Origin of the sequence: Streptomyces sp. NPDC048560, from assembly GCF_040650955.1 — a bacterium.
Taxonomy (GTDB): Bacteria; Actinomycetota; Actinomycetes; order Streptomycetales; family Streptomycetaceae; genus Streptomyces.
Genome location: NZ_JBEZIJ010000008.1, coordinates 294373 through 314494 on the forward strand (window position 1 = coordinate 294373; position 20122 = coordinate 314494).

Annotated in this window: 20 protein-coding genes; 12 read left to right on the forward strand and 8 right to left on the reverse strand. The window is 71.3% G+C overall.

From position 1 onward, the window contains the following. The first annotated feature begins 68 nt into the window (after positions 1–68). From AB0C82_RS22625 to AB0C82_RS22640, 4 genes are all read left to right on the forward strand, one after another. Positions 69–1142: a hypothetical protein gene (locus tag AB0C82_RS22625; protein WP_362844855.1), complete on the forward strand. Its 1074-nt coding sequence runs from the start codon at positions 69–71 to the stop codon at positions 1140–1142. A 196-nt stretch (positions 1143–1338) separates the two neighbouring features. Further along, positions 1339–2799 carry a DUF2252 domain-containing protein gene (locus AB0C82_RS22630; protein ID WP_362844858.1) on the forward strand — a complete coding sequence of 487 codons (1461 nt, stop codon included), beginning with the start codon at positions 1339–1341 and terminating at the stop codon, positions 2797–2799. Positions 2800–2857: 58 nt separating this feature from the next. Next, entirely contained in the window at positions 2858–3757 is a 900-nt protein-coding gene (locus AB0C82_RS22635) for a hypothetical protein (protein ID WP_362844860.1), read from the forward strand. A gap of 46 nt (positions 3758–3803) precedes the next feature. Next, complete coding sequence (locus AB0C82_RS22640) at positions 3804–4148, forward strand: rhodanese-like domain-containing protein (protein ID WP_362844863.1); 345 nt, start codon at positions 3804–3806, stop codon at positions 4146–4148. 22 nt (positions 4149–4170) lie between these two features. On the opposite strand, the gene AB0C82_RS22645 is transcribed toward AB0C82_RS22640, so the two are convergent. From AB0C82_RS22645 to paaA, 6 genes are all read right to left on the reverse strand, one after another. Then, entirely contained in the window at positions 4171–5355 is a 1185-nt protein-coding gene (locus AB0C82_RS22645; RefSeq protein ID WP_362844866.1) for an acyl-CoA dehydrogenase family protein, read from the reverse strand. A gap of 143 nt (positions 5356–5498) precedes the next feature. Then, positions 5499–6551, reverse strand: a complete 1053-nt coding sequence (locus AB0C82_RS22650; protein WP_362844869.1) for a 2Fe-2S iron-sulfur cluster-binding protein — start codon at positions 6549–6551, stop codon at positions 5499–5501. Further along, entirely contained in the window at positions 6552–7052 is a 501-nt protein-coding gene (gene paaD, locus AB0C82_RS22655) for a 1,2-phenylacetyl-CoA epoxidase subunit PaaD (protein WP_362844872.1), read from the reverse strand. Continuing rightward, positions 7046–7747 carry a 1,2-phenylacetyl-CoA epoxidase subunit PaaC gene (paaC, locus tag AB0C82_RS22660; RefSeq protein WP_362844875.1) on the reverse strand — a complete coding sequence of 234 codons (702 nt, stop codon included), beginning with the start codon at positions 7745–7747 and terminating at the stop codon, positions 7046–7048. The genes paaD and paaC overlap by 7 nt, the downstream gene beginning before the upstream one ends. Further along, a complete protein-coding gene (gene paaB / locus AB0C82_RS22665; protein ID WP_185299765.1) occupies positions 7744–8034 on the reverse strand; it encodes a 1,2-phenylacetyl-CoA epoxidase subunit PaaB in 291 nt (96 codons plus the stop codon). The genes paaC and paaB overlap by 4 nt, the downstream gene beginning before the upstream one ends. Next, positions 8031–9077 carry a 1,2-phenylacetyl-CoA epoxidase subunit PaaA gene (gene paaA, locus AB0C82_RS22670; protein WP_362844877.1) on the reverse strand — a complete coding sequence of 349 codons (1047 nt, stop codon included), beginning with the start codon at positions 9075–9077 and terminating at the stop codon, positions 8031–8033. The genes paaB and paaA overlap by 4 nt, the downstream gene beginning before the upstream one ends. Positions 9078–9192: 115 nt before the next feature. Between paaA and AB0C82_RS22675 the strand changes: the two genes are divergently transcribed. From AB0C82_RS22675 to AB0C82_RS22685, 3 genes are read left to right on the forward strand one after another with little or no spacing between them, the layout of a single operon-like run. After that, positions 9193–10155 carry a DUF5819 family protein gene (locus AB0C82_RS22675; protein WP_362844879.1) on the forward strand — a complete coding sequence of 321 codons (963 nt, stop codon included), beginning with the start codon at positions 9193–9195 and terminating at the stop codon, positions 10153–10155. 14 nt (positions 10156–10169) lie between these two features. Then, positions 10170–11435 carry an HTTM domain-containing protein gene (locus tag AB0C82_RS22680; RefSeq protein WP_362845192.1) on the forward strand — a complete coding sequence of 422 codons (1266 nt, stop codon included), beginning with the start codon at positions 10170–10172 and terminating at the stop codon, positions 11433–11435. Continuing rightward, positions 11432–12151, forward strand: a complete 720-nt coding sequence (locus tag AB0C82_RS22685) for a TrmH family RNA methyltransferase (RefSeq protein ID WP_362844882.1) — start codon at positions 11432–11434, stop codon at positions 12149–12151. The genes AB0C82_RS22680 and AB0C82_RS22685 overlap by 4 nt, the downstream gene beginning before the upstream one ends. Positions 12152–12283: 132 nt before the next feature. On the opposite strand, the gene paaN is transcribed toward AB0C82_RS22685, so the two are convergent. After that, positions 12284–13984, reverse strand: a complete 1701-nt coding sequence (gene paaN / locus AB0C82_RS22690; protein WP_362844885.1) for a phenylacetic acid degradation protein PaaN — start codon at positions 13982–13984, stop codon at positions 12284–12286. 123 nt (positions 13985–14107) lie between these two features. On the opposite strand from paaN, the gene AB0C82_RS22695 reads away from it, so the two are divergent. Then, complete coding sequence (locus AB0C82_RS22695) at positions 14108–14701, forward strand: TetR/AcrR family transcriptional regulator (protein WP_362844888.1); 594 nt, start codon at positions 14108–14110, stop codon at positions 14699–14701. Here the strand turns inward: AB0C82_RS22695 and AB0C82_RS22700 are convergent. Next, positions 14691–15230 (reverse strand): Lrp/AsnC family transcriptional regulator, encoded by a 540-nt coding sequence (locus AB0C82_RS22700; protein WP_362844891.1) that lies wholly within the window; start codon positions 15228–15230, stop codon positions 14691–14693. The two genes, AB0C82_RS22695 and AB0C82_RS22700, sit on opposite strands and share 11 nt — an antisense overlap. A 211-nt stretch (positions 15231–15441) precedes the next feature. Between AB0C82_RS22700 and pdhA the strand changes: the two genes are divergently transcribed. From pdhA to AB0C82_RS22720, 4 genes are all read left to right on the forward strand, one after another. Beyond that, a complete protein-coding gene (pdhA, locus tag AB0C82_RS22705; RefSeq protein WP_362844893.1) occupies positions 15442–16599 on the forward strand; it encodes a pyruvate dehydrogenase (acetyl-transferring) E1 component subunit alpha in 1158 nt (385 codons plus the stop codon). After that, a complete protein-coding gene (locus AB0C82_RS22710) occupies positions 16596–17627 on the forward strand; it encodes an alpha-ketoacid dehydrogenase subunit beta (RefSeq protein ID WP_362844896.1) in 1032 nt (343 codons plus the stop codon). Before pdhA ends, AB0C82_RS22710 begins: the two co-directional genes overlap by 4 nt. After that, on the forward strand, positions 17627–19030 hold the full coding sequence (locus tag AB0C82_RS22715) for a dihydrolipoamide acetyltransferase family protein (RefSeq protein ID WP_362844899.1): 1404 nt from the start codon (positions 17627–17629) through the stop codon (positions 19028–19030). The genes AB0C82_RS22710 and AB0C82_RS22715 overlap by 1 nt, the downstream gene beginning before the upstream one ends. 90 nt (positions 19031–19120) lie before the next feature. Beyond that, entirely contained in the window at positions 19121–19999 is an 879-nt protein-coding gene (locus AB0C82_RS22720; RefSeq protein ID WP_362844902.1) for a DUF6457 domain-containing protein, read from the forward strand. Positions 20000–20122 lie beyond the last annotated feature (123 nt).

Here is a 20122-nt window from a genome sequence, read left to right on the forward strand (position 1 = left end):
TCTCTTCGAATTCAGTTGTATAGTACAACGGAACTTGAGTTGTAAAAGCCAACCATTGGAGCTGCCCGATGTCCGCAGGCCCCGCCAACGCCTCCGGCTCCCCCGCCGCCGTACTGCGCCATGTCCTCAGCCACCTCCTCACGCCCCTGCTGATGTGTGTGGGCATGGGCTTCGCCTATCTGGGGGCCTTCCACGCGCCGGCACCGCATGACATGAGGGTGGATGTCGTCGGCTCCGGACCGAGCGCCCAGGTGCTCGCGCAGACGCTTCAGGACAAGGGCGACGGTGCGCTGAGCGTGCGTACGGTGGCTGACCGGGCGACCGCGGTCGACCACCTGAGCACCCAGGCGAGTTACGGGGCGTACCTGCCGGGGAAGAGCCCCGAACTTCTCGTGGCCTCCGCCTCGTCGGACACCAGTGCCATGGTGGTGGAGAAGGTCTTCACCGAGGTGGCCGCCGAGCAGGGTGCGCCGCTCACGGTGACGGACACGGCGCCGTCGGCGGAGGGGGATCCGACAGGGCAGGGCATCTTCTTCCTGCTGGTCGTGCTGAGCATCGGCTCGTACGCGTCGGTCGCGGTGATCGGGGGCGCGGGAGCGGCGCTGGCGCTGTGGATCAGGGCCGCGCTGGCGGTCGGCGCCTCGCTCGTGGTGAGCGTGGTCGGCATGGCGTTCGCCGGGCCGGTCTTCGGCCTCGTGGAGCACGGACTGGCCGGGCTCTGGGCCATGGCATGGCTCTACTCGGCGGGCATCCTGCTCATCGGCGTCGGACTGCACACCTTCCTCAAGCGCTGGACGACGCTCGGCCTGATGGTGCTGTTCGTCATGCTCAACTTCACCACCTCCGGCGGCATCTTCCGGCCCGAGGTCCAGCCCGGGTTCTTCGGCGCCCTGCACTCGTTCTGGAACGGCGCGGGCTTCGTCGAGGGCGTGCGCAGCCACGTGTACTTCGGTGGCCACGCGCTGGGCGGTCACCTGCTGGTGCTCGCGCTGTGGTTCGTGGCGGGTCTGGTGCTGGTGGGTGTGGCCGGGTGGGCCGAGGTGCGGCGGCGCCAGGTCGCGACAGCGGCGGAGCCCACCGGCTGCGCGGCCGGAACCGGTGCCGGGGCCGAGGAGGAGATGGAGGAAGCCGTCGGCGTCTGATCAGATTCCGACCGTCGACGACCGGCGACTGACCAGCTCCGACCGGCGCCATGCCGACGGTGTCCGAGGCTCTTGTGGCCGTTGTCCACAGGGTGATCGAATGTCTGTCCACAGGTCCGGACGGCTGCCGGTGGACGGCGGTACCGTCATCGAGAATTGATGACAGACGGCCGGCAGGCGGGGGAGGCGGCATTCCATGGGTGAGATCGACAGGACTGCACCGGAGCAGCGGACCGGGACGGACGGCGTGCGCATTCCGGTCGTACCCGGATTCGCGCGGCGAGCGGCGCTGGGCTCGTCGGCCGGGGCGGGTGCCAACGGTTCGCCGAAGGCGGCAGGCAAGGCGCTGAGGGCCGAGGTGGCGCGGTCCGCGCACAGCTCACTGACCCTGCCCCCCGGCCGCCCCGACGCCGTCCAGGCGGTCGAGGAGTCGAACCGGGGCCGGGTGCCGGGGCTGACGCCGATGCGGGTGGGGCGGATGGCGGCCACGCCGTTCGCGTTCATGCGAGGCTCGGCGGGTCTGATGGCACACGACCTCATGGGTACGCCGGTCACCGGGGTGGGCGCGCAGATCTGCGGGGACGCCCACGCCGCCAACTTCGGTCTGTACGGCGATGCGCGCGGCAACCTCGTCATCGATCTCAACGACTTCGACGAGACGGTCTTCGGCCCGTGGGAGTGGGACCTCAAGCGGCTCGCCACCTCGCTGGTGCTCGCCGGCCGCGAAGTCGGTGCCGGCGAGGACACCTGCCGCAAGGGTGCGTACGACGCCGTGGGCGCGTACCGGCGGACCATGCGGCTGCTGGCCGGGCTGCCGGCGCTCGACGCGTGGAACGCGATCGCGGACGAGGAGCTCGTCTCGCACGCGGACGCGCGGGACCTCGTCGGAACGCTCGAGAAGGTCTCGGAGAAGGCGCGCAACAACACGAGCGCCCGGTTCGCGGCCAGGTCCACGGAGGACTCGGCGGACGGCGGGCGCCGCTTCATCGACGCTCCGCCGGTGCTTCGCCGGGTACCGGACGGGGAGGCGGCGGCGGTCGCCGCGGGTCTCGGCGGCTACCTGGGCACGGTCTCGGAGGACCGGGTGCCGCTGCTGGCCCGGTACGCCATCCACGACGTGGCGTTCCGCGTGGTGGGCACGGGAAGCGTAGGGACGCGGTCCTACGTGGTGCTGCTGCTGGACCACCGGGGCGAGCCGCTGGTCCTCCAGGTGAAGGAGGCCAGGCCCTCCGCGCTGGCGCCCTACCTTCCGCAGGCCGGTTTCGAGGTGGCCGAGGTCGCGCACGAGGGCCGCCGTGTGGTGCTCGGGCAGAAGCGGATGCAGGTCGTCAGCGACATGCTGCTCGGCTGGGCCGAGGTCGACGGGCGGCCGTTCCAGGTGCGCCAGTTCCGGAACCGCAAGGGCAGCGTGGACCCGGCGGCGCTCACGGCCGACCAGGTGGACGACTACGGCCGGATGACCGGTGCGCTGCTGGCCCGCGCCCACGCGCACAGCGCGGACCCCCGTCTGCTGGCGGCCTACTGCGGCAAGAACACCGAGCTGGACGAGGCGATCGCCTCCTTCGCCGTGACGTATGCCGACCGGACGGAAGCGGATCACGCCGAGCTGGTGCGGGCGGTCGCATCGGGACGAATAGCCGCCGAGCTCGGCGTCTGACCGGGAGATCGGCGGCCTGGCGTCCTCGGGGTGCCGGTCCTGGCCATACGCTGGACGGGTGACCGACGAAGCCGCCGGGGTGCCGACCACCCGGAACGACGATGACCGGCAGGACCACGACCGGCAGGACGCACCGTCCGCTGCCCCGGCAGAGCCGCAGGGTGAGCGGCCCGACGTCGCGGCACCGCGTCCCGAGGAGCGGCTCGCCAAAGCCGTGCGGGTGGCCGAGCAGGCCTTGATCGAGTTCGAGATCGCGGTGGAGACCTTCCGGGTCGAGGTCGAGAACTTCTCCCGGCTGCACCACCAGAAGCTCGGCCCGATGTACACCCGGCTCGACGAGCTGGACGCGCTGATCGCCGAAGCACGTGCGGCCCGTACCGGAGACCCGGAGGACGTGCGCAAGGCCGAGGAGGCGCGGGCGATCGTCATGCCGATGCCCGGGGTCGAGGAGCTGTTCCACGACTGGATGGACTCCGACGGACTGTCCCCCGAGGCTGCCGCGATGCTCACCGAGCAGCCCGTCAGGCCCCCCAAGCGGGTCCGCCCGAGCGAGGAGGCCCGCAAGCTCTACCGCGAGCTGGCACGCAAGGCTCACCCGGACCTGGCACCTGACGAGAACGAGCGGCAGCGCCGCGACGAGTTCATCACCCGGGTCAACGCCGCCTACGGGCGCGGGGACGAGGCTCTGCTGCGGGAGCTGGTCCGGGAATGGGAGGCCGGGCCGGTCGCGCCCGAGGCCCGTTTCAGTGAGAGTGAGGAGCTCTACGCGCGGCTGGAGTGGCTCAGCCGGCGCAAGGAACTGCTGACGGTGCTGGCCCAGGAGCTGGAGCAGGGCGCGATCGGGTCGATGCTGCGCATGGCGCCGGACGATCCGGACCGTCTGCTTGAGGACATCGGCGAGAAGCTGCTGGCCGAGGTGTCGCAGCGAGAGGCTGAGCTGGCGGACCTGGTGCAGTAGCGTTCCAGGTGTCCCCGCCGCGTTCGTACGAGAGAAGGCATGACCCATGAATTTCGCCCCGCTGCCCTCGGTCGATGTCGCGGCGGTTCCGTCGGACGGCTTCGTTCTTGACGTCCGGGAGGACGACGAGTGGGCGGCCGGGCACGTCGAGGGCGCCCTGCACATTCCCATGAGTGACTTCGTGGGCCGCTTCGGTGAGCTGACCGAGGCGGCGGAGGACGGACGGCGTGTCCACGTGATGTGCCGGGTCGGCGGCCGGTCGGCCCAGGTGACGCAGTACCTGGTCCAGCAGGGCATCGACGCGGTGAACATCGACGGCGGTATGCAGGCCTGGGACGGTGCCGGGCGGCCGATGGTCGCGGAGGGCCAGAGCCCGGCCTTCGTCCTCTGAGGGAGACCGGCCGGGGCCGGGATCAGCCGAGGGGGTGGGCGGCCAGCAGGTCGCCCAGTGCCTCCTCGTGGGCCGCTGCCGGTCCGAGCGAGAGCTCGATCTGCTTGGCCCAGGCGTGGAAGCGGTGCAGGGGGTAGTCGGTGTCGGCGCCCATGCCTCCGTGCAGGTGCTGCGCCGTCTGCACGACGCGGCGTACTCCCTCCGATGCCCAGATCTTCGCCACGGCGATGTCCCCGGCCACGGGCAGGGCTCCGTCGGCCCCGGTGGTGAGCCGCCACGCCGCCTGCCAGAGGGTCACTTCCATGGCGCGCAGATCGATGTACCGGTCGGCGGTCTGTACGGCGACGGCCTGGAACGTGGCGACGGGAAAGCCGAACTGTTCCCGCTTGCCCGTGTACGCGCTCGTCATGGCCAGCACGCTCTCGCCCAGGCCGAGTGCCAGGGCGCAGGTCCCGGTGGTGAGCAGGTCGCGCAGCCACTCCCAGGCGCCTTCGGCTTCGATCAGCTCATGGTCCTCGACGCGGACCGCGTCGAGGACGACCTCGGCGAGACGCTCGCCGCTGGTGGACACCTGCTCGGCGAGACGGACGCCTTCGTGCGTGCGGGGGACCAGGGCGAGGACGGCCCGGCCGTCGGGTGTGTGGGCGGGTACCGCGATCCGGTCAGCGCACTGGGCCCATGGCACCGCCGACTGCACCCCGTCGAGCACCCAGCCGGCCCCGGACGCGGACCGGGACGCTGCGGCTGTGCTGCCGTCCGTGCCGTGCGACGGGACCTGGAGGGCCGTGACGGAGAGCTCGGCCGGGTCATGGCCGGTACGGCCGTTGGCGCCGACGGTGAGGACCAGTTCGCCCCGGCCGAAGCTCGGCAGCAGCTCCGCCGCCAGAGTGGCATGGCCGAACCGCTGTACGGCCATGGCGACCGCGCAGGCCTCCAGCAGGGGTACCCGGGCCAGCACCCTGGCCGACTCGCGCAGCACCAGGCAGAGGGCGACCAGGTCGAGCCCCGCCCCGCCGTGCTCCGGGGCCAGGGTGAGGCTCAGCAGGTCGGCGCGGGCGAGCTCGGCCCAGAGCGGCCGGTCCATGTCCTCGGCCACCGCTCCTGGCGTCAGGGCCGGGCTGGGGACGGCGTCCGGGGCGACGCCGGAGAAGACCGACGTCGCCGCCTCGACGGCTGCCTGCTGCTCCTCGGTGAAGGTGAAGTCCACTGTCCCGGCCTCCCGCGAACACTGTGTCCCTGAACCCCGGGTCCGCACCTGAACCCCGGGGCCGCACACGGACCTGACGAGCCGTCAAGATAGAACAGGTTCTAGGAGAAGGGAACAGTGCGGTGCTCACCCGCGGCCGGCACTCAGCGGTCGAAGTCGAGCTCCACCTCCGGGGTGACCGGATGCGACTGGCAGGCCAGGACGAAACCGGCGTCGGTCTCCTCGGGCTCCAGCGCGAAGTTGCGGTCCATCCGAACCTCACCCGATACGAGGAACGCACGGCACGTGCCGCACACACCGCCCTTGCACGCGTACGGGGCGTCGGACCGGCTGCGGAGCACCGTTTCCAGAAGCGATTCCGCGCCTTGCACGGGCCAGCTCCCGGAGCGGCCGTGAAGGGTCGCGGTGAGGGTGCTGTCGGCAGGTGCGTCTATGCGCGCGGCGGGTGCGGGGCCGTCCTCGACGTGGAAGATCTCCTGGTGGATGCGGGCGCGGTCGACGTCCAGCTCCCGCAGCGCCTTGTCCGCCCCCTGCACCAGGCCGAGCGGCCCGCAGAGGAACCAGCCGTCCACGTCCGTGACGGAGAGCAGCGCCGGAAGCAGGCCGGTGAGCCGCTCCTTGTCCAGGCGGCCCGAAGGCAGACCGGCCGCCTGCTCCTCCCGGGAGAGGGCGGTGACCAGCTGGAAGCGGCCCGGGAAACGGTCCTTGAGGTCGGCCACCTCGTCGAGGAACATCGTCGAGGCCGCCGTCCGGTCGCTGCGGATCAGGCAGAACCGGGCAGCGGGTTCGCGGGCCAGCAGCGTCGCCGCGATCGACAGCACCGGCGTGATGCCGCTGCCGCCGACGATCGCGGCGAAGAAGCCGGGCCGCGGGCGGAGCACGAAGCGGCCCATCGGGGGCATGGCCTCCACCTGGTCACCGACGGCCAGTTCCTTGAGGGCGTACGTGGAGAACGCCCCGCCGTCGACCATGCGGATGCCCACGCGCAGCACCGGGTCGGCCGGTGCCTCGACGGCGGGCGCGCAGATCGAGTACGACCGGCGGATCTCCTGGCCGTCGAGGGTGTAGCGCACGTTGAGGTGCTGGCCCGGCAGGTGGCGGAAGGTCTCGCGCAGCTCGTCCGGCACGGCGAAGGTGACGGCCACCGCATCGTCCGTGATCCGTTCGATCGCGCTGACCCGGAGCGGATGGAACATCTACAACTCCTTGAAGTGGTCGAACGGCTCGCGGCAGGCCACGCAGCGGCGCAGCGCCTTGCACGCGGTGGAGGAGAAGCGGCTCAGAAGCTCGGTGTCGGTCGACCCGCAGTGCGGGCAGCGCACCGCCAGGGTCAGCGGCACCGGCCCGTCCGTGCCGCTGCCCTGGTGGCGCGGGGGCGCGATACCGAACTCCGAGAGCTTGCGCCGCCCCTCGTCGCTGATGTCGTCCGTCGACCAGGCGGGGGCGAGGACGGTCACCACGGAGACGTCCTTCATCCCGTGGTCGTGCAGAACCCGCTCGATGTCCGCGGACATGGCCTCGATCGCCGGGCAGCCCGTGTACGTCGGGGTGAGCTCCACCGTGACGCTGTCCGGGCCGTCCACGCGGACTCCGCGGAGCACGCCGAGCTCCTGCAGGGTCAGCACGGGAAGCTCCGGATCCGGAACGGAGCCCGCCAGCCTGTGCAGTTCCGCCTCCAGCAGGGTCTCGGTCACCATGACGCCCCCGGGTGACTGCGGTGCAGGTGCTGCATCTCGGCGATCATCCTGCCGAAGGACTCGGTGTGCAGTCCCTGTCGGCCGGCCCCGGCCTGCCAGGCTCCCGACTGCGGTCCTGCCGGCACGGTGAGGGTGGCCCGGACCAGCACGTCCGTCACCGCCGCTAGCCAGTCGGCCCGCAGCGCCTGCCATTCGACCCCGACGCCCTCGACGGGCTGGAAGAGCTCGCCGGTGAAGCGCCACAGGGCGTCGAGTCCGCTCTGCATCCGCTCGTGGCTCTCCGCCGTCCCGTCACCGAGGCGCAGGGTCCACTGCTCGGCGTGGTCGCGGTGGTAGGCGACCTCCTTGACGGCCTTCGCCGCGAGGTCGGCGAACTCGCCGCCGCCGGACGCCAGACGCTCGTACAGCAGGTGCTGGTAGACGGAGAAGTAGAGCTGTCTGGCGATGGTGTGCGCGAAGTCGCCGTTCGGCTGCTCGACCAGCTGGAGGTTGCGGAAGGCACGCTCCTCGCGGAGATAGGCCAGTTCGTCCTCGTCGCCGACGAGGGAGAGCAGCACCCGCGCCTGTCCCAGCAGGTCCAGGGCGATGTTGGCGAGCGCCACCTCCTCCTCCAGGACGGGGGCGTGGCCTGCCCACTCGCCCAGCCGGTGCGAGAGCACCAGCGCGTCGTCGCCGAGGGCGAGGGCCGCGGTCACAGGTGCTTCACCCCTTCCGGGATCTCGTAGAACGTGGGGTGGCGGTAGGGCTTGTCGCCGGAAGGCTCGAAGAACGAGTCCTTCTCGTCCGGGGAGGAGGCCGTGATCGCCGTCGACGGCACCACCCAGAGGGAGACGCCTTCGGAGCGGCGGGTGTAGAGGTCGCGTGCGTTCCGCAGGGCCATTTCGGCGTCCGGGGCGTGCAGGCTGCCTGCGTGGGTGTGGGACAGTCCGCGCCGTGAGCGCACGAACACCTCCCACAGCGGCCAGTCGGTGGAACTGCTCATGCCGTCGCCTCCCCGGGCTGTGTGGTCGTTCCGGTGGGCCCGGGCCGTCCAGTGGTGTGTTTCGCGGCGTAGGCCGCCGCCGCGTCGCGGACCCAGGCGCCCATCTCGTGGGCTGTGCGGCGCTGGGTGATGCGCTGCTCGTTGCAGGGCCCGTTGCCCTTGAGGACCTCCTGGAACTCCGTCCAGTCGATGGCCCCGAAGTCATGCCGGCCCAGCTCCTCGTTCCACCGGATGTCCGGGTCCGGGAGCGTGAGCCCGAGCGCCTCGGCCTGGGGGACGCAGATGTCCACGAAGCGGCGGCGCAGCTCGTCGTTGGAATGCCGCTTGATCTTCCAGGCCATCGACTGCTCGGAGTGCGCCGACGCGTCGTCCGGCGGGCCGAACATCATCAGGGACGGCCACCACCAGCGGTTCACCGCGTCCTGTGCCATCTCGTGCTGGGCGTCCGTCCCGCGGCTGAGGGCGAGCAGCAGCTCGTACCCCTGTCGCTGGTGGAAGGACTCCTCCTTGCAGATCCGGACCATCGCGCGGGCGTACGGACCGTAGGAGCAGCGGCAGAGCGGCACCTGGTTGGTGATCGCGGCGCCGTCCACCAGCCAGCCGATCGCGCCGACGTCCGCCCAGGTCAGCGTCGGATAGTTGAAGATCGAGGAATACCGCTGACGTCCGGCGTGGAGCTTGTCGAGCAGCTCCTCGCGGCTCGTGCCCAGGGTCTCGGCGGCGCTGTAGAGGTACAGCCCGTGTCCCGCCTCGTCCTGGACCTTGGCCATCAGGATCGCCTTGCGGCGCAGCGAGGGCGCGCGCGTGATCCAGTTCGCCTCGGGCTGCATGCCGATGATCTCCGAGTGGGCGTGCTGGGCCATCTGACGGACCAGCGAGGCCCGGTACGCCTCCGGCATCCAGTCGCGCGGCTCGATTCGGTCGTCCGCCGCCACCGTCGCGTCGAACACCGCGGTGCGGGTCGCGTCCTCTGCCGTGCCCTGCGCCGTCCGCGCCGTGCCTGCCGCGCTGTGCTTCTGCTGGTCCGCAGTCACTGCCGCCATCCCGGACTCCCTACCGACCGATCGTTCGGTTCAATGACTTCAATGGTGAGTCGGCGGCCCGTAGGGTGTCAACCCTGTGGATAACTGAGTGGTGATCGACGGCGATCGGGGCGGGATGGATGCGGACCACGGCGGGGGCGCCGAGAGGGAGCGGAAGGCCGCCTGGCCGGAAGCGGTGAGTCACCGGGCCGAGGGGTCTGCCGACGGTCCGGACGCGGGTCGTGGCGTGGGTAGGGACGCCGGTGCGAACGCCGGTACGGGCCGGATTCCCCGGCAGGACACAGGGCAGGACGCAGATCGCGGTACAGGGCAGGGCGCGGGGCAGGAGGACGCAGACCGCGACGAGTCGGCCTACGCCCGTACGGACGGTGAGGACGACGTCCTCCCCGAAGCGGTACCGGCCCGCCCGGGCGGGATAGCAGGGCTCTCGCTCCCGTACCAGGTGGTCGCCGCACTGGCTCTGGCCGTGATCGGGGCGCTCGGCGCCGTACACCTGGCCATGGTCTTTCTGCACGTCGCGCCGTCCAACACCCTGACGAAGCAGCACGGCGAGTCGATAGACGACTGGATCTACCCGGAGTTCGAGCAGAACTGGAAGCTCTTCGCTCCCAACCCGCTGCAACAGAACATCGCCGTACACGTGCGCGCCGAGGTCGCAGGCGCCGACGGCCGTCGCACCACCCCCTGGATGAGCCTGTCCGGTGAGGACGGCGAGGCCATTCGCGGCAACCTCCTCCCGAGCCACGTCGATCAGAACGAACTGCGTCGCGGCTGGGACTTCTACCTGAACTCCCACGACAGCGAGAACCGTTCCAACGGCCTGCGCGGAGACCTCTCCGAGCGCTACATCCGCCGCATCGTGATGCTGCGCCTCGACGCGCACGACTACGGCGGCACGGTCGAGCGCATCCAGGTGCGCTCCGCCGTACGGTCCGTCCCGGCACCGTCGTGGAGCGAGGAAAAGATCAACACCAGGCCCACCTACCGGGTGCTCCCGTGGTGGACCGTGGATCCCACCGATCTTCCCGGGGACGGCGCGGCGGCGCGGGCGTCGCAGGGTGAGGAGACGGACAAGTGAGCACTCCCACCGATATGCGGGACGGCGGCCGGGTTCCCGCCAGCGGTCCTGCCGGCAAGCTCGCCCGCGGAATCCAGCGCGTGACCTCGACGGCCCTGGGGCCCTATCAGAGCGCTGTCATCCGGATCGGCTTCTCCGCCACGTACCTGCTGTTCCTGCTGCGCGAATATCCGCACCGTCACGAGATGTACGGGCCCGACGGCCCGTGGCAGTGGGGGATGGCGGAGCAGCTCATAGGCAACAACGGCGCTTTCACGGTGCTCATGTGGTCGGACAGCACGGTGTGGTTCGAGTGCGTGTACGCGCTCGCCGTACTGTCAGCAGCCCTCCTGATGGTCGGCTGGCGCAGCCGGACCATGTCCGTCCTCTTCATGGTCGGCGTGCTGTCCATGCAGAACCGCAGCATCTTCATGGGGGACGGCGGCGACAACGTCATCCACCTGATGGCGATCTACCTCGTGCTGACCCGCTGCGCACAGGTGTGGTCGCTGGACGCGCGGCGTGCGGCGCGCAACGCCGCACGGGCGGCGGACGGGCCCCGTGCGGTCCGTGACGTCGTGGGGCCGGTCCTGTGGGCCGTGCTCGGCTCCGTACTGCTGGTGGCCACCTTCATGGACGGCCTCGGCGGAACGTGGTGGATGCCGATCCTCCTCTGGTCGGTGTGGGCGGGCACCGGTGCGTGGTGGGCCGCGAACCGCTTCAGGCCGGACGGGGAGCCGCGCACGCTGCTCGACGTGCTGGCCAACCTCGCCCACAACGCCACGCTCGTCGTGATCATGGCCGAGGTCTGTCTGATCTACGCGACGGCCGGCTGGTACAAGATCCAGGGCTCGCGATGGCAGGACGGCACGGCGCTCTACTACCCGCTCAAGCTGGACTACTTCACCCCGTGGCCGGGACTCTCGGGCCTCTTCGCGTCCAGCGCCCTGGTGGTGATGGTGCTGACGTACGGCACGGTTCTCGTGCAGGTCGCCTTCCCGTTCACGTTGTTCAACCGGCGCGTCAAGAACGTGCTGCTGGTCGCCATGATCGGGGAGCACGCCGGGATCGCCCTGCTGCTCGGGCTGCCGTTCTTCTCCATGGCGATGATCGCCGCTGACGCGGTGTTCCTGCCCACGGTCTTCCTGGTGTGGCTGGGCGGCCGGGTCACGCTCGCCCGGCAGCGGCTCTTCTCCCGCAGTGCGCCCGAGGCCCCGGTGGCCGGCCGGGAGCCGGCCGGGGAGGACGAGGGGGAGGCCCCGAAGCACCACGACGGCGCGGGCCATACGCTCGTCGGGTGAGCAGCGAGAACGGCAGTACAGAGTCCCCTTCGACCGGGGCACCCGATCCGGCGGCGGAACCGGTCCAGTACGACGAGGGATACGGGCCGGAGATCGGTGTCGGTCCGCACCCCCTGCCGTGGCCCGAGGGTGAGCGGTACGACCCCGAGCTGCTCGCCCACGGGGACCGGCGCAACGTCGGCGACGCGTACCGGTACTGGACGCGGGAGGCGATCGTCGCCGACCTGGACCTGCGTCGGCACGATTTCCACGTGGCGGTGGAGAACTGGGGCCACGACTTCAACATCGGGTCGGTGGTGCGCACCGCGAACGCGTTCCTCGCGAAGGAGATCCACATCGTGGGGCGCCGGCGGTGGAACCGCCGGGGGGCGATGGTCACCGACCGCTACCAGCACGTACGGCACCACCCCGACACGGCGGACCTGACCGCATGGGCGGCGGCCGAAGGGCTGCCGATCATCGGGATCGACAACCTTCCCGGTGCGGTGCCGCTGGAGCGGACCGAGCTGCCGCGGCGCTGTGTGCTGCTCTTCGGGCAGGAGGGGCCGGGGCTCACGGAGGAGGCGCGCGAACACGCGTCGATGGTGTGCTCGATCGCGCAGTTCGGGTCGACGCGGTCGATCAATGCGGGGGCCGCGGCGGCGATCGCGATGCACGCGTGGGTGCAGCGGTACGCGGACGTTCCCGCGCCGGAGGGTCCGGCAGCCGGCCCGTAGCCGTGGTTCCGTCCCCGGATCCCGCTCCTGGAACGCCGGAGGGCCGGACGGGTCGGGGACGGGGACGGGGCTGAGCGTGCGGTCCGGCGGGACGGGGGAGCCGGCGGTGTCCGTCGGCTCCCCCGGCTCCGGCTATGCCTGGCGGCGGACCTCCACGACCCGGAAGCGGTTGGAGACGAACGCGCCGTCGCACAGGGCCGCGTTCGCCGCCGGGTTGCCGCCGGAACCGTGGAAGTCGGAGAACGCAGCCGTCTGGTTGACGTACACCCCGCCGGTCAGGTTCAGCGAGAGCTGGGCCGACTCCTCGAAGCAGACGGACTCCACCTCGCGCTCGACCTCCGGTGACGTGGTGTACGCGCCGACCGTCATCGCTCCCTTTTCGCGGATCGTGCGCCGCAGGAGCGCCAGAGCGTCCGCCGTCGAGTCGACCGCGACCGCGAACGAGACCGGGCCGAAGCACTCCGACAGATAGGCCGCGCCGTCATCCGGCTTCGCGCCGTCGAACTTGACGATGACCGGCGTACGGACCACCGCGTCGGGGAAGTCGGGGTTGGACACCGAGCGGGACGGCAGAGCCACCTCGCCGAGCTCCGCGGCGCCTTCCACCCTGGCCTTCACGTCCGGGTTGACCAGGGCGCCGAGCAGGGCCCCGGCCCGGGCGTCGTCGCCGAGGAGGCCGGTGACCGCGGCGGCGATGTCGGCGACCACGTCGTCGTACGACTTGTCGCCCGCGTCCGTCGCGATGCCCCCGCGCGGGATCACCAGGTTCTGCGGGGTGGTGCACATCTGGCCGCTGTAGAGCGAGAGCGAGAAGGCCAGGTTGGCGAGCATCCCGCGGTAGTCGTCGGTGGAGTCGATGACGATCGTGTTGACCCCCGCCTTCTCCGTGTAGACCTGTGCCTGGCGGGCGTTCGCCTCCAGCCAGTCACCGAAGGCGGTCGACCCCGTGTAGTCGATGATCTTGATCTCGGGGCGCAGGGCCAGGGTCTTGGCGATGCCCTCGCCCGGCCGCTCGGCCGCCAGGGCGATCAGGTTCGGGTCGAAGCCGGCCTCGGTGAGGACCTCGCGCGCCAGCTGCACCGTGAGCGCCAGCGGAAGCACCGCGCGCGGGTGCGGCTTGACCAGCACCGGGTTGCCGGTGGCCAGGGAGGCGAAGAGGCCCGGGTAGCTGTTCCAGGTGGGGAAGGTGTTGCAGCCGATGAGCAGCGAGATACCGCGGCCCACCGCGGTGAAGGTCTTGGTCAGCTGGAGCGGGTCGCGCTTGCCCTGGGGCTTGGACCAGTCGGCGGTCTCGGGCGTGCGGATCTGCTCCGCGTACGCGTACGCCACCGCTTCCATGCCGCGGTCCTGGGCGTGCGGTCCGCCTGCCTGGAACGCCATCATGAACGCCTGCCCGCTGGTGTGCATCACAGCGAGGGCGAGCTCGTGGGTGCGGGCGCTGATCCGGGACAGGATCTCCAGGCACACCAGGGCCCTGGTCTCCGGTCCGGCCTCGCGCCAGGCGCCCACGCCCGCGCTCATGGCGGGCAGCAGGACGTCCAGGTCGGCGTGGGGGTACTCGACGCCGAGCTCCAGCCCGTACGGCGAGGTCTCGCCGCCCGTCCAGCCGTCGGTACCGGGCTGGCCGAGGTCGAGCCGGGTGTTCAGAACGGCGTCGAACGCGGCCTTGCCCTCGGCCGGGCCCAGGCTGCCGGGGGCGCCGCCCTCGCCGTACGCCTTGGGGTGCTCGGGGTGCGGGGACCAGTAGGCGCGCGTACGCATGGCGTCGAGAGCCTGGTCGAGCGTCGGTCGGTGGGTCTCGGACAGCTGCTGGGGGGAGAGCTCGGCGGCCATGACGGACCAACTCCTCATCGAGCTGGGCAGGGACGGGCGGACGGAGTTAGAGTAACCGAACGATCGGTCGGGGCAAGGGCCCCCGAGAAACCTGTGGACAACTCATGGGGGAGGATCGCGGGCATGACTACGGCCAAGCGGGACACGTACACGCCTGAGACGCTCCTCACCGTGGCCGTTCGTGTCTTCAACGAGCGCGGCTACGACGGCACCTCCATGGAGCACCTCTCCAAGGCGGCCGGCATCTCCAAGTCGTCCATCTACCACCATGTGAGTGGCAAGGAAGAGCTGCTGAGGCGTGCCGTCAGCCGGGCGCTCGACGGGCTCTTCGCCGTGCTCGACGAGCCCGGCGCGACGCGCGGGCGCACCATCGAGCGGGTCGAGTACGTGACGCGCCGCACCGTCGAGGTGCTGATGACCGAGCTTCCCTACGTCACGCTGCTGCTGCGCGTACGGGGCAACACGAAGGCCGAGCGCTGGGCCCTGGAGCGTCGGCGCGAGTTCGACCAGCGGGTGTCGGAGCTGCTCAAGGCGGCGGTGGCGGACGGCGATCTGCGCGCCGACGTGGACATACGCCTGGCCACTCGGCTGCTCTTCGGGATGGTGAACTCCCTGGTCGAGTGGTACCGCCCGCAGCCCGGTGGCTCCGCGGAGGCGGAGCAGCTGGCGGACACGGTGGTGCAGCTGGCCTTCGAGGGAATGCGGGTCACTCGCTGACGAAGCCCTGGGCGGTGTCCGCGAGGCGCTCCTGGCCCGGGCCCAGGTCCGTCTCCTCGAACACCAGCAGGGTGCGGGTGGAGAGCACCTCGGGGATGGACTGGATCCTGGTCAGGACCAGTTCGCGCAGCGCCCGGTTGTCCGGCGTGTGCACCAGGAGCAGTACGTCGAAGTCTCCGCTGACCAGCGCGATGTGAGTGGCTCCCGGGAGTGCCTGGAGCTGTTCGCGCACCGTCCGCCAAGAGTTCTGCACGATCTTGAGCGTGATGTAGGCGGAGGCGCCCTGCCCCGCCCGCTCGTGGTCCACCCGCGCGCTGAAGCCGCGGATCACGCCGTCCTCCACGAGCCGGTTGATGCGCGCGTACGCGTTGGCACGCGAGACGTGGACGCGGTCCGCGACCGAACGTATCGAGGCGCGGCCGTCCGAACGCAGGATGCGGAGGATGTCGCGGTCGATGGCATCGAGCGGCCTGGCAGGGGGAACGGGGGCCGGGTCCTCGCCCCTCTCGGCCATTTGTTCAGACGCCATCTCTCCGTGCCTCCCTGTTGTGGACGACCTGCACCTATCCCAGGCTGTGAAGAACCGTTTGTCCACAGGCTGGCGGTGCCTGTAGCCAAACTGCCGCCGCGACCGAACAATCGGTAGGTGAGGCACACCACACCCGTGTCTCGTCTCCCCCGCGACATCTCGACATATTTCGACACCCCTCGATCTACCTCGATGCCAGGAGGTGCTTGTCATGACGGTCCAAGAGCTGCCCGGCGCGGCTGCCTACCGGCCCACGCCGCCCCCGGCCTGGAAGCCGCTCACCGACCCGGCGCCGCTGCTCCCGGATCCCGAGCCGTACCGCGTGCTCGGTACGGACGCGGCGGCCGACGCGGACCCCGGCCTGCTGCTGCGGCTCTACACCGAGCTGGTGCGCGGCCGTCGCTACAACGCGCAGGCCACGGCCCTCACCAAGCAGGGCCGGCTCGCCGTCTACCCGTCGAGCACCGGGCAGGAGGCATGCGAGGTCGCTGCCGCGCTCGTGCTGGAGGAGCAGGACTGGCTCTTCCCCAGCTACCGCGACACCCTCGCGGCCGTGGCACGCGGACTCGACCCGGTCGAGGCACTGACTCTCCTGCGCGGCGACCGGCACACCGGGTACGACCCGCGAGAGCACCGCATCGCCCCGCTCTGCACCCCGCTCGCCACCCAGCTGCCGCACGCCGTGGGCCTGGCCCACGCCGCGCGCCTCAAGGGCGACGACGTGGTGGCACTCGCCATGGTCGGCGACGGCGGGACCAGCGAGGGCGACTTCCACGAGGCGCTGAACTTCGCGGCCGTCTGGCGGGCCCCGGTCGTCTTCTTCGTGCAGAACAACGGCTTCGCGATCTCCGTCCCGCTGGCCAAGCAGACCGCGGCACCCTCCCTGGCCCACAAGGCCATCGGGTACGGGATGCCCGGCCGCCTGGTCGACGGCAACGACGCGGCGGCCGTGCACCAGGTGCTCGGCGAGGCGGTGGCCCGTGCCCGGCGCGGTGAGGGACCGACGCTCGTCGAGGCCGTCACCTACCGGATGGAAGCCCACACGAACGCCGACGACGCCACGCGGTACCGCGTGGACAGTGAGGTCGAGGCATGGCGGGCGCACGACCCCATCCGGCTCCTGGAGCGGGAGCTGACCGGGCGCGGACTGCTGGACGAGGATGGCATCGTGGCGGCGAAGGAAGCGGCGGACGTGATGGCTGCCGGACTGCGTGAGCGGATGAACGCCGACCCGGTGCTCGACCCGATGAGCCTGTTCACCCACGTCTACGCGGAGCAGACGGAGCAGCTGCGTGAGCAGGCTGCCCGCCTGCGTGTCGAGCTGGATGCCGAGCAGGACCAGCACGACGACGCGGAGGAACGGCGATGACGACCGCAGCGGCGGTTCCCGGCACACAGGCGGGGAAGCCCAAGCCGGCCACCATGGCGCAGGCCCTCGGGCGTGCGCTGCGCGACTCGATGGCGCAGGACCCTTCGGTACACGTCCTCGGTGAGGACGTCGGCACGCTCGGCGGGGTCTTCCGGATCACCGACGGACTGGCCAAGGAGTTCGGCGACGACCGGTGCACGGACACGCCGCTCGCCGAGGCGGGAATCCTGGGCGCTGCCGTGGGCATGGCGATGTACGGGCTGCGGCCCGTCGTCGAGATGCAGTTCGACGCCTTCGCCTATCCGGCGTTCGAGCAGCTGATCAGCCATGTCGCGAAGATGCGCAACAGGACCCGGGGCGCGATGCCGCTGCCGATCACGGTGCGGGTGCCGTACGGCGGGGGGATCGGCGGGGTCGAGCACCACAGCGACTCCTCCGAGGCCTACTACATGGCCACACCCGGTCTGCACGTCGTCACCCCGGCCACGGTCGACGACGCGTACGGACTGCTGAGGGCCTCGATCGCCTCGGACGATCCGGTCATCTTCCTGGAGCCGAAGCGGCTGTACTGGTCGAAGGCGGCCTGGTCGCCGGAGGCACCGGCCCCGGTCGAGCCGATCGGGCGGGCTGTCGTACGCCGTCCCGGGCGCAGCGCGACGCTCATCACGTACGGGCCTTCCCTGCCGGTGTGCCTGGAGGCGGCGGAGGCCGCGGTGGCCGAGGGCTGGGACCTCGAAGTCGTGGACCTGCGCTCGCTGGTGCCGTTCGACGACGAGACCGTCGCCGCGTCCGTGCGGCGTACTGGGCGGGCCGTTGTCGTCCACGAGTCCTCCGGCTTCGGTGGCCCCGGTGGGGAGATCGCCGCGCGGGTCACCGAGCGGTGCTTCCACCATCTGGAGGCTCCGGTGCTGAGAGTCGCCGGATTCGACATCCCGTATCCGGCTCCGATGCTGGAACGGCACCATTTGCCGGGAGTGGACCGGGTGCTCGACGCGGTGGCCCGTCTGCAGTGGGAGGCGGACAGCTGATGGCTCAGGTGCTGGAATTCAAGCTGCCGGACCTCGGTGAAGGACTGACCGAGGCGGAGATCGTGCGCTGGCTGGTGGAGGTCGGCGATGTCGTCGCCATCGACCAGCCGGTCGTCGAGGTCGAGACGGCCAAGGCGATGGTGGAGGTGCCGTGTCCCTACGGGGGCGTGGTGACGGCGCGGTACGGCGAGGAGGGTACGGAACTCCCGGTCGGCGCACCGCTGCTGACCGTGGCGGTCGGATCCTCGGAGTCCGGGGCGGGGGCAGAAACGAGGCCCGGAACCGGGCCTTCGGCGAACGGTTCCGGACCTGCCGAGGCCGAGTCGTCCGGCAACGTGCTGGTGGGATACGGCACGGGGGCGCCGGCGGCGCGGCGTCGGCGGGTCCGGCCCGAGTCGGTGGCTGCCCGGCCCGTGGCGCCCGAGCGGAAGCCCGAACCGGCGCCCGCCGTCGCCGTCGAAGAGGCGCGGGGGCCGGTGGCCGTCGTCTCGCCCCTCGTCCGGAAGCTGGCCCGGCAGCACGAGGTCGATCTGCTTCAGCTGACGGGGTCGGGCCGTGACGGGCTGATTCTGCGCGCAGACGTCGAGGCCGCGATCAAGGCCGCGACGGAGCGGACGGCCGCGGCTGCCGCCCCGGCGGTCGTTCCGGTGGCTGTCGGCGCACCCGGCGCCGCTCCGGCGCCACGGGCTGCCATCGGCACCGCCGATGAGCGGATTCCGTTGCGCGGCGTACGCGGCGCGGTGGCCGACAAGTTGTCGCGCAGCCGGCACGAGATCCCGGACGCCACGTGCTGGGTCGACGCCGACGCCACCGAACTGATGGCGGCGCGTGCGGCGATGAACGCTGCCGGTGGTCCGTCCGGGGGCCCCAAGGTGTCGGTGCTCGCCCTGCTGGCCCGTATCTGCACGGCGGCGCTGGCGAAGTTCCCTGAGCTCAACTCGACCGTGGACCCGGCCGCGCGGGAGATCGTGCGGCTGCGGGACATCCACCTGGGCTTCGCCGCCCAGACGGAACGCGGGCTGGTCGTACCTGTCGTCCGGGACGCGCAGTCCCGGAACGTGGAGTCGATCGGCGCCGAGATCGCCCGGCTGACGGAGTCGGCCCGTACGGGCAAGCTGACGCCGGCCGAGCTGACCGGGGGCACGTTCACGCTGAACAACTACGGGGTGTTCGGAGTCGACGGTTCGACGCCGATCATCAATCACCCCGAGGCGGCCATGCTCGGCGTCGGCCGGATCATGCCCAAGCCCTGGGTGCACGGGGGTGAACTGGCCGTGCGCCAGGTGGTCCAGCTCTCGCTCACCTTCGACCACCGGGTCTGTGACGGGGGTACGGCGGGCGGGTTCCTCCGGTACGTGGCCGACTGCGTGGAGCAGCCGGCAGTGCTGTTGCGCACCCTGTAACGGCGGAGAGCGGGCTGTGCGGGGCCGGACCGCCGACTGCGTCCGGTCCCTGCGGGATCAGCGGGTGCGAGGTGCACGCATACTCGGGGCATGACCGCCTATGACGCCATCGTCCTTGCCGGAGGGGCCGCCAAACGCCTCGGCGGTGCCGATAAGCCGGGGATCCGGGTCGGCGGCCGGTCGCTGCTGGACCGGGTTCTCGCGGCGTGCGCGGGAGCCGGCACCACCGTGGTGGTGGGCGGCCGGCGGCCGACCGGGCGCCCGGTGACCTGGACGCGGGAAGTTCCGGTCGGCGGTGGCCCGTTGGCGGCGCTCGGGGCGGGAGTGCGGCACACGACGGCGGAGCACCTGCTCGTACTCTCCGCCGACCTGCCGTTCCTCGGGACGTCCACCGTCGGGGCGCTTCTGGCCGCAGCCGGGGAAGAGAACCGGGAGGGCGCCCTGTGCACCGATCCCAGCGGCCGTGACCAGCCTCTGGTGGCGGTGTACCGGGCCGAACCGCTGCGTCGTGAACTCGCGCTCGTGGCCACCGAGCACGGCAGCCTCGCGGGGCTGCCGCTGCGGTTGCTGACGGCCGAACTGGACCTCGCCCGGGTCGAGGCCGGTCCGCTGGACTCCTTCGACTGCGACACCTGGGAAGACATCGCCACAGCCAGGGCCCGCATCAGGGAGCATGGGTCCGTGCTGGACGAATGGATCACCGCAGTCAAGAACGAACTCGGCATCGACCTCGACGTCGACACCGGCCTCCTGCTCGACCTCGCCCGTGACGCCGCCCACGGTGTCGCGCGGCCGGCCGCGCCTCTGACGACCTTCCTGGTCGGTTACGCGGCGGCGAAGGCGAGCAGCGGTGACGGCCCGGAAGCGGCGGCGGACGCGGTGGCCGAGGCCGTCCGCAAGGCCACCGCGCTCGCCCTCCGGTGGGAGGAGGAGGCGGGGGCCACGAAGAACGAGGCCGATCCGCAGTGACGGGGCATCCCGAGCCCGGTGCCGTCCGTGCGTCCGGACCGGCCAGTGGTGACACGGCCTCCGTCACGGCCGGTGATGGGGAGACGTCCTCCGTCACGGCCGCCGAGTCCCAGCACGCGCGTC

Coding starts and splice junctions, on each gene's coding strand:
- AB0C82_RS22715 (WP_362844899.1), top strand. CDS start 17,627: ATGGCTCAGGTGCTGGAATTCAAGCTGCCGGACCTCGGTGAAGGACTG.
- paaA (WP_362844877.1), bottom strand. CDS start 9,077: ATGGCGGCAGTGACTGCGGACCAGCAGAAGCACAGCGCGGCAGGCACG.
- AB0C82_RS22625 (WP_362844855.1), top strand. CDS start 69: ATGTCCGCAGGCCCCGCCAACGCCTCCGGCTCCCCCGCCGCCGTACTG.
- AB0C82_RS22640 (WP_362844863.1), top strand. CDS start 3,804: ATGAATTTCGCCCCGCTGCCCTCGGTCGATGTCGCGGCGGTTCCGTCG.
- AB0C82_RS22710 (WP_362844896.1), top strand. CDS start 16,596: ATGACGACCGCAGCGGCGGTTCCCGGCACACAGGCGGGGAAGCCCAAG.
- AB0C82_RS22650 (WP_362844869.1), bottom strand. CDS start 6,551: ATGTTCCATCCGCTCCGGGTCAGCGCGATCGAACGGATCACGGACGAT.
- AB0C82_RS22675 (WP_362844879.1), top strand. CDS start 9,193: ATGGATGCGGACCACGGCGGGGGCGCCGAGAGGGAGCGGAAGGCCGCC.
- AB0C82_RS22630 (WP_362844858.1), top strand. CDS start 1,339: ATGGGTGAGATCGACAGGACTGCACCGGAGCAGCGGACCGGGACGGAC.
- AB0C82_RS22700 (WP_362844891.1), bottom strand. CDS start 15,230: ATGGCGTCTGAACAAATGGCCGAGAGGGGCGAGGACCCGGCCCCCGTT.
- paaD (WP_362844872.1), bottom strand. CDS start 7,052: ATGGTGACCGAGACCCTGCTGGAGGCGGAACTGCACAGGCTGGCGGGC.
- AB0C82_RS22695 (WP_362844888.1), top strand. CDS start 14,108: ATGACTACGGCCAAGCGGGACACGTACACGCCTGAGACGCTCCTCACC.
- AB0C82_RS22680 (WP_362845192.1), top strand. CDS start 10,170: ATGCGGGACGGCGGCCGGGTTCCCGCCAGCGGTCCTGCCGGCAAGCTC.
- pdhA (WP_362844893.1), top strand. CDS start 15,442: ATGACGGTCCAAGAGCTGCCCGGCGCGGCTGCCTACCGGCCCACGCCG.
- paaB (WP_185299765.1), bottom strand. CDS start 8,034: ATGAGCAGTTCCACCGACTGGCCGCTGTGGGAGGTGTTCGTGCGCTCA.
- paaN (WP_362844885.1), bottom strand. CDS start 13,984: ATGGCCGCCGAGCTCTCCCCCCAGCAGCTGTCCGAGACCCACCGACCG.
- AB0C82_RS22720 (WP_362844902.1), top strand. CDS start 19,121: ATGACCGCCTATGACGCCATCGTCCTTGCCGGAGGGGCCGCCAAACGC.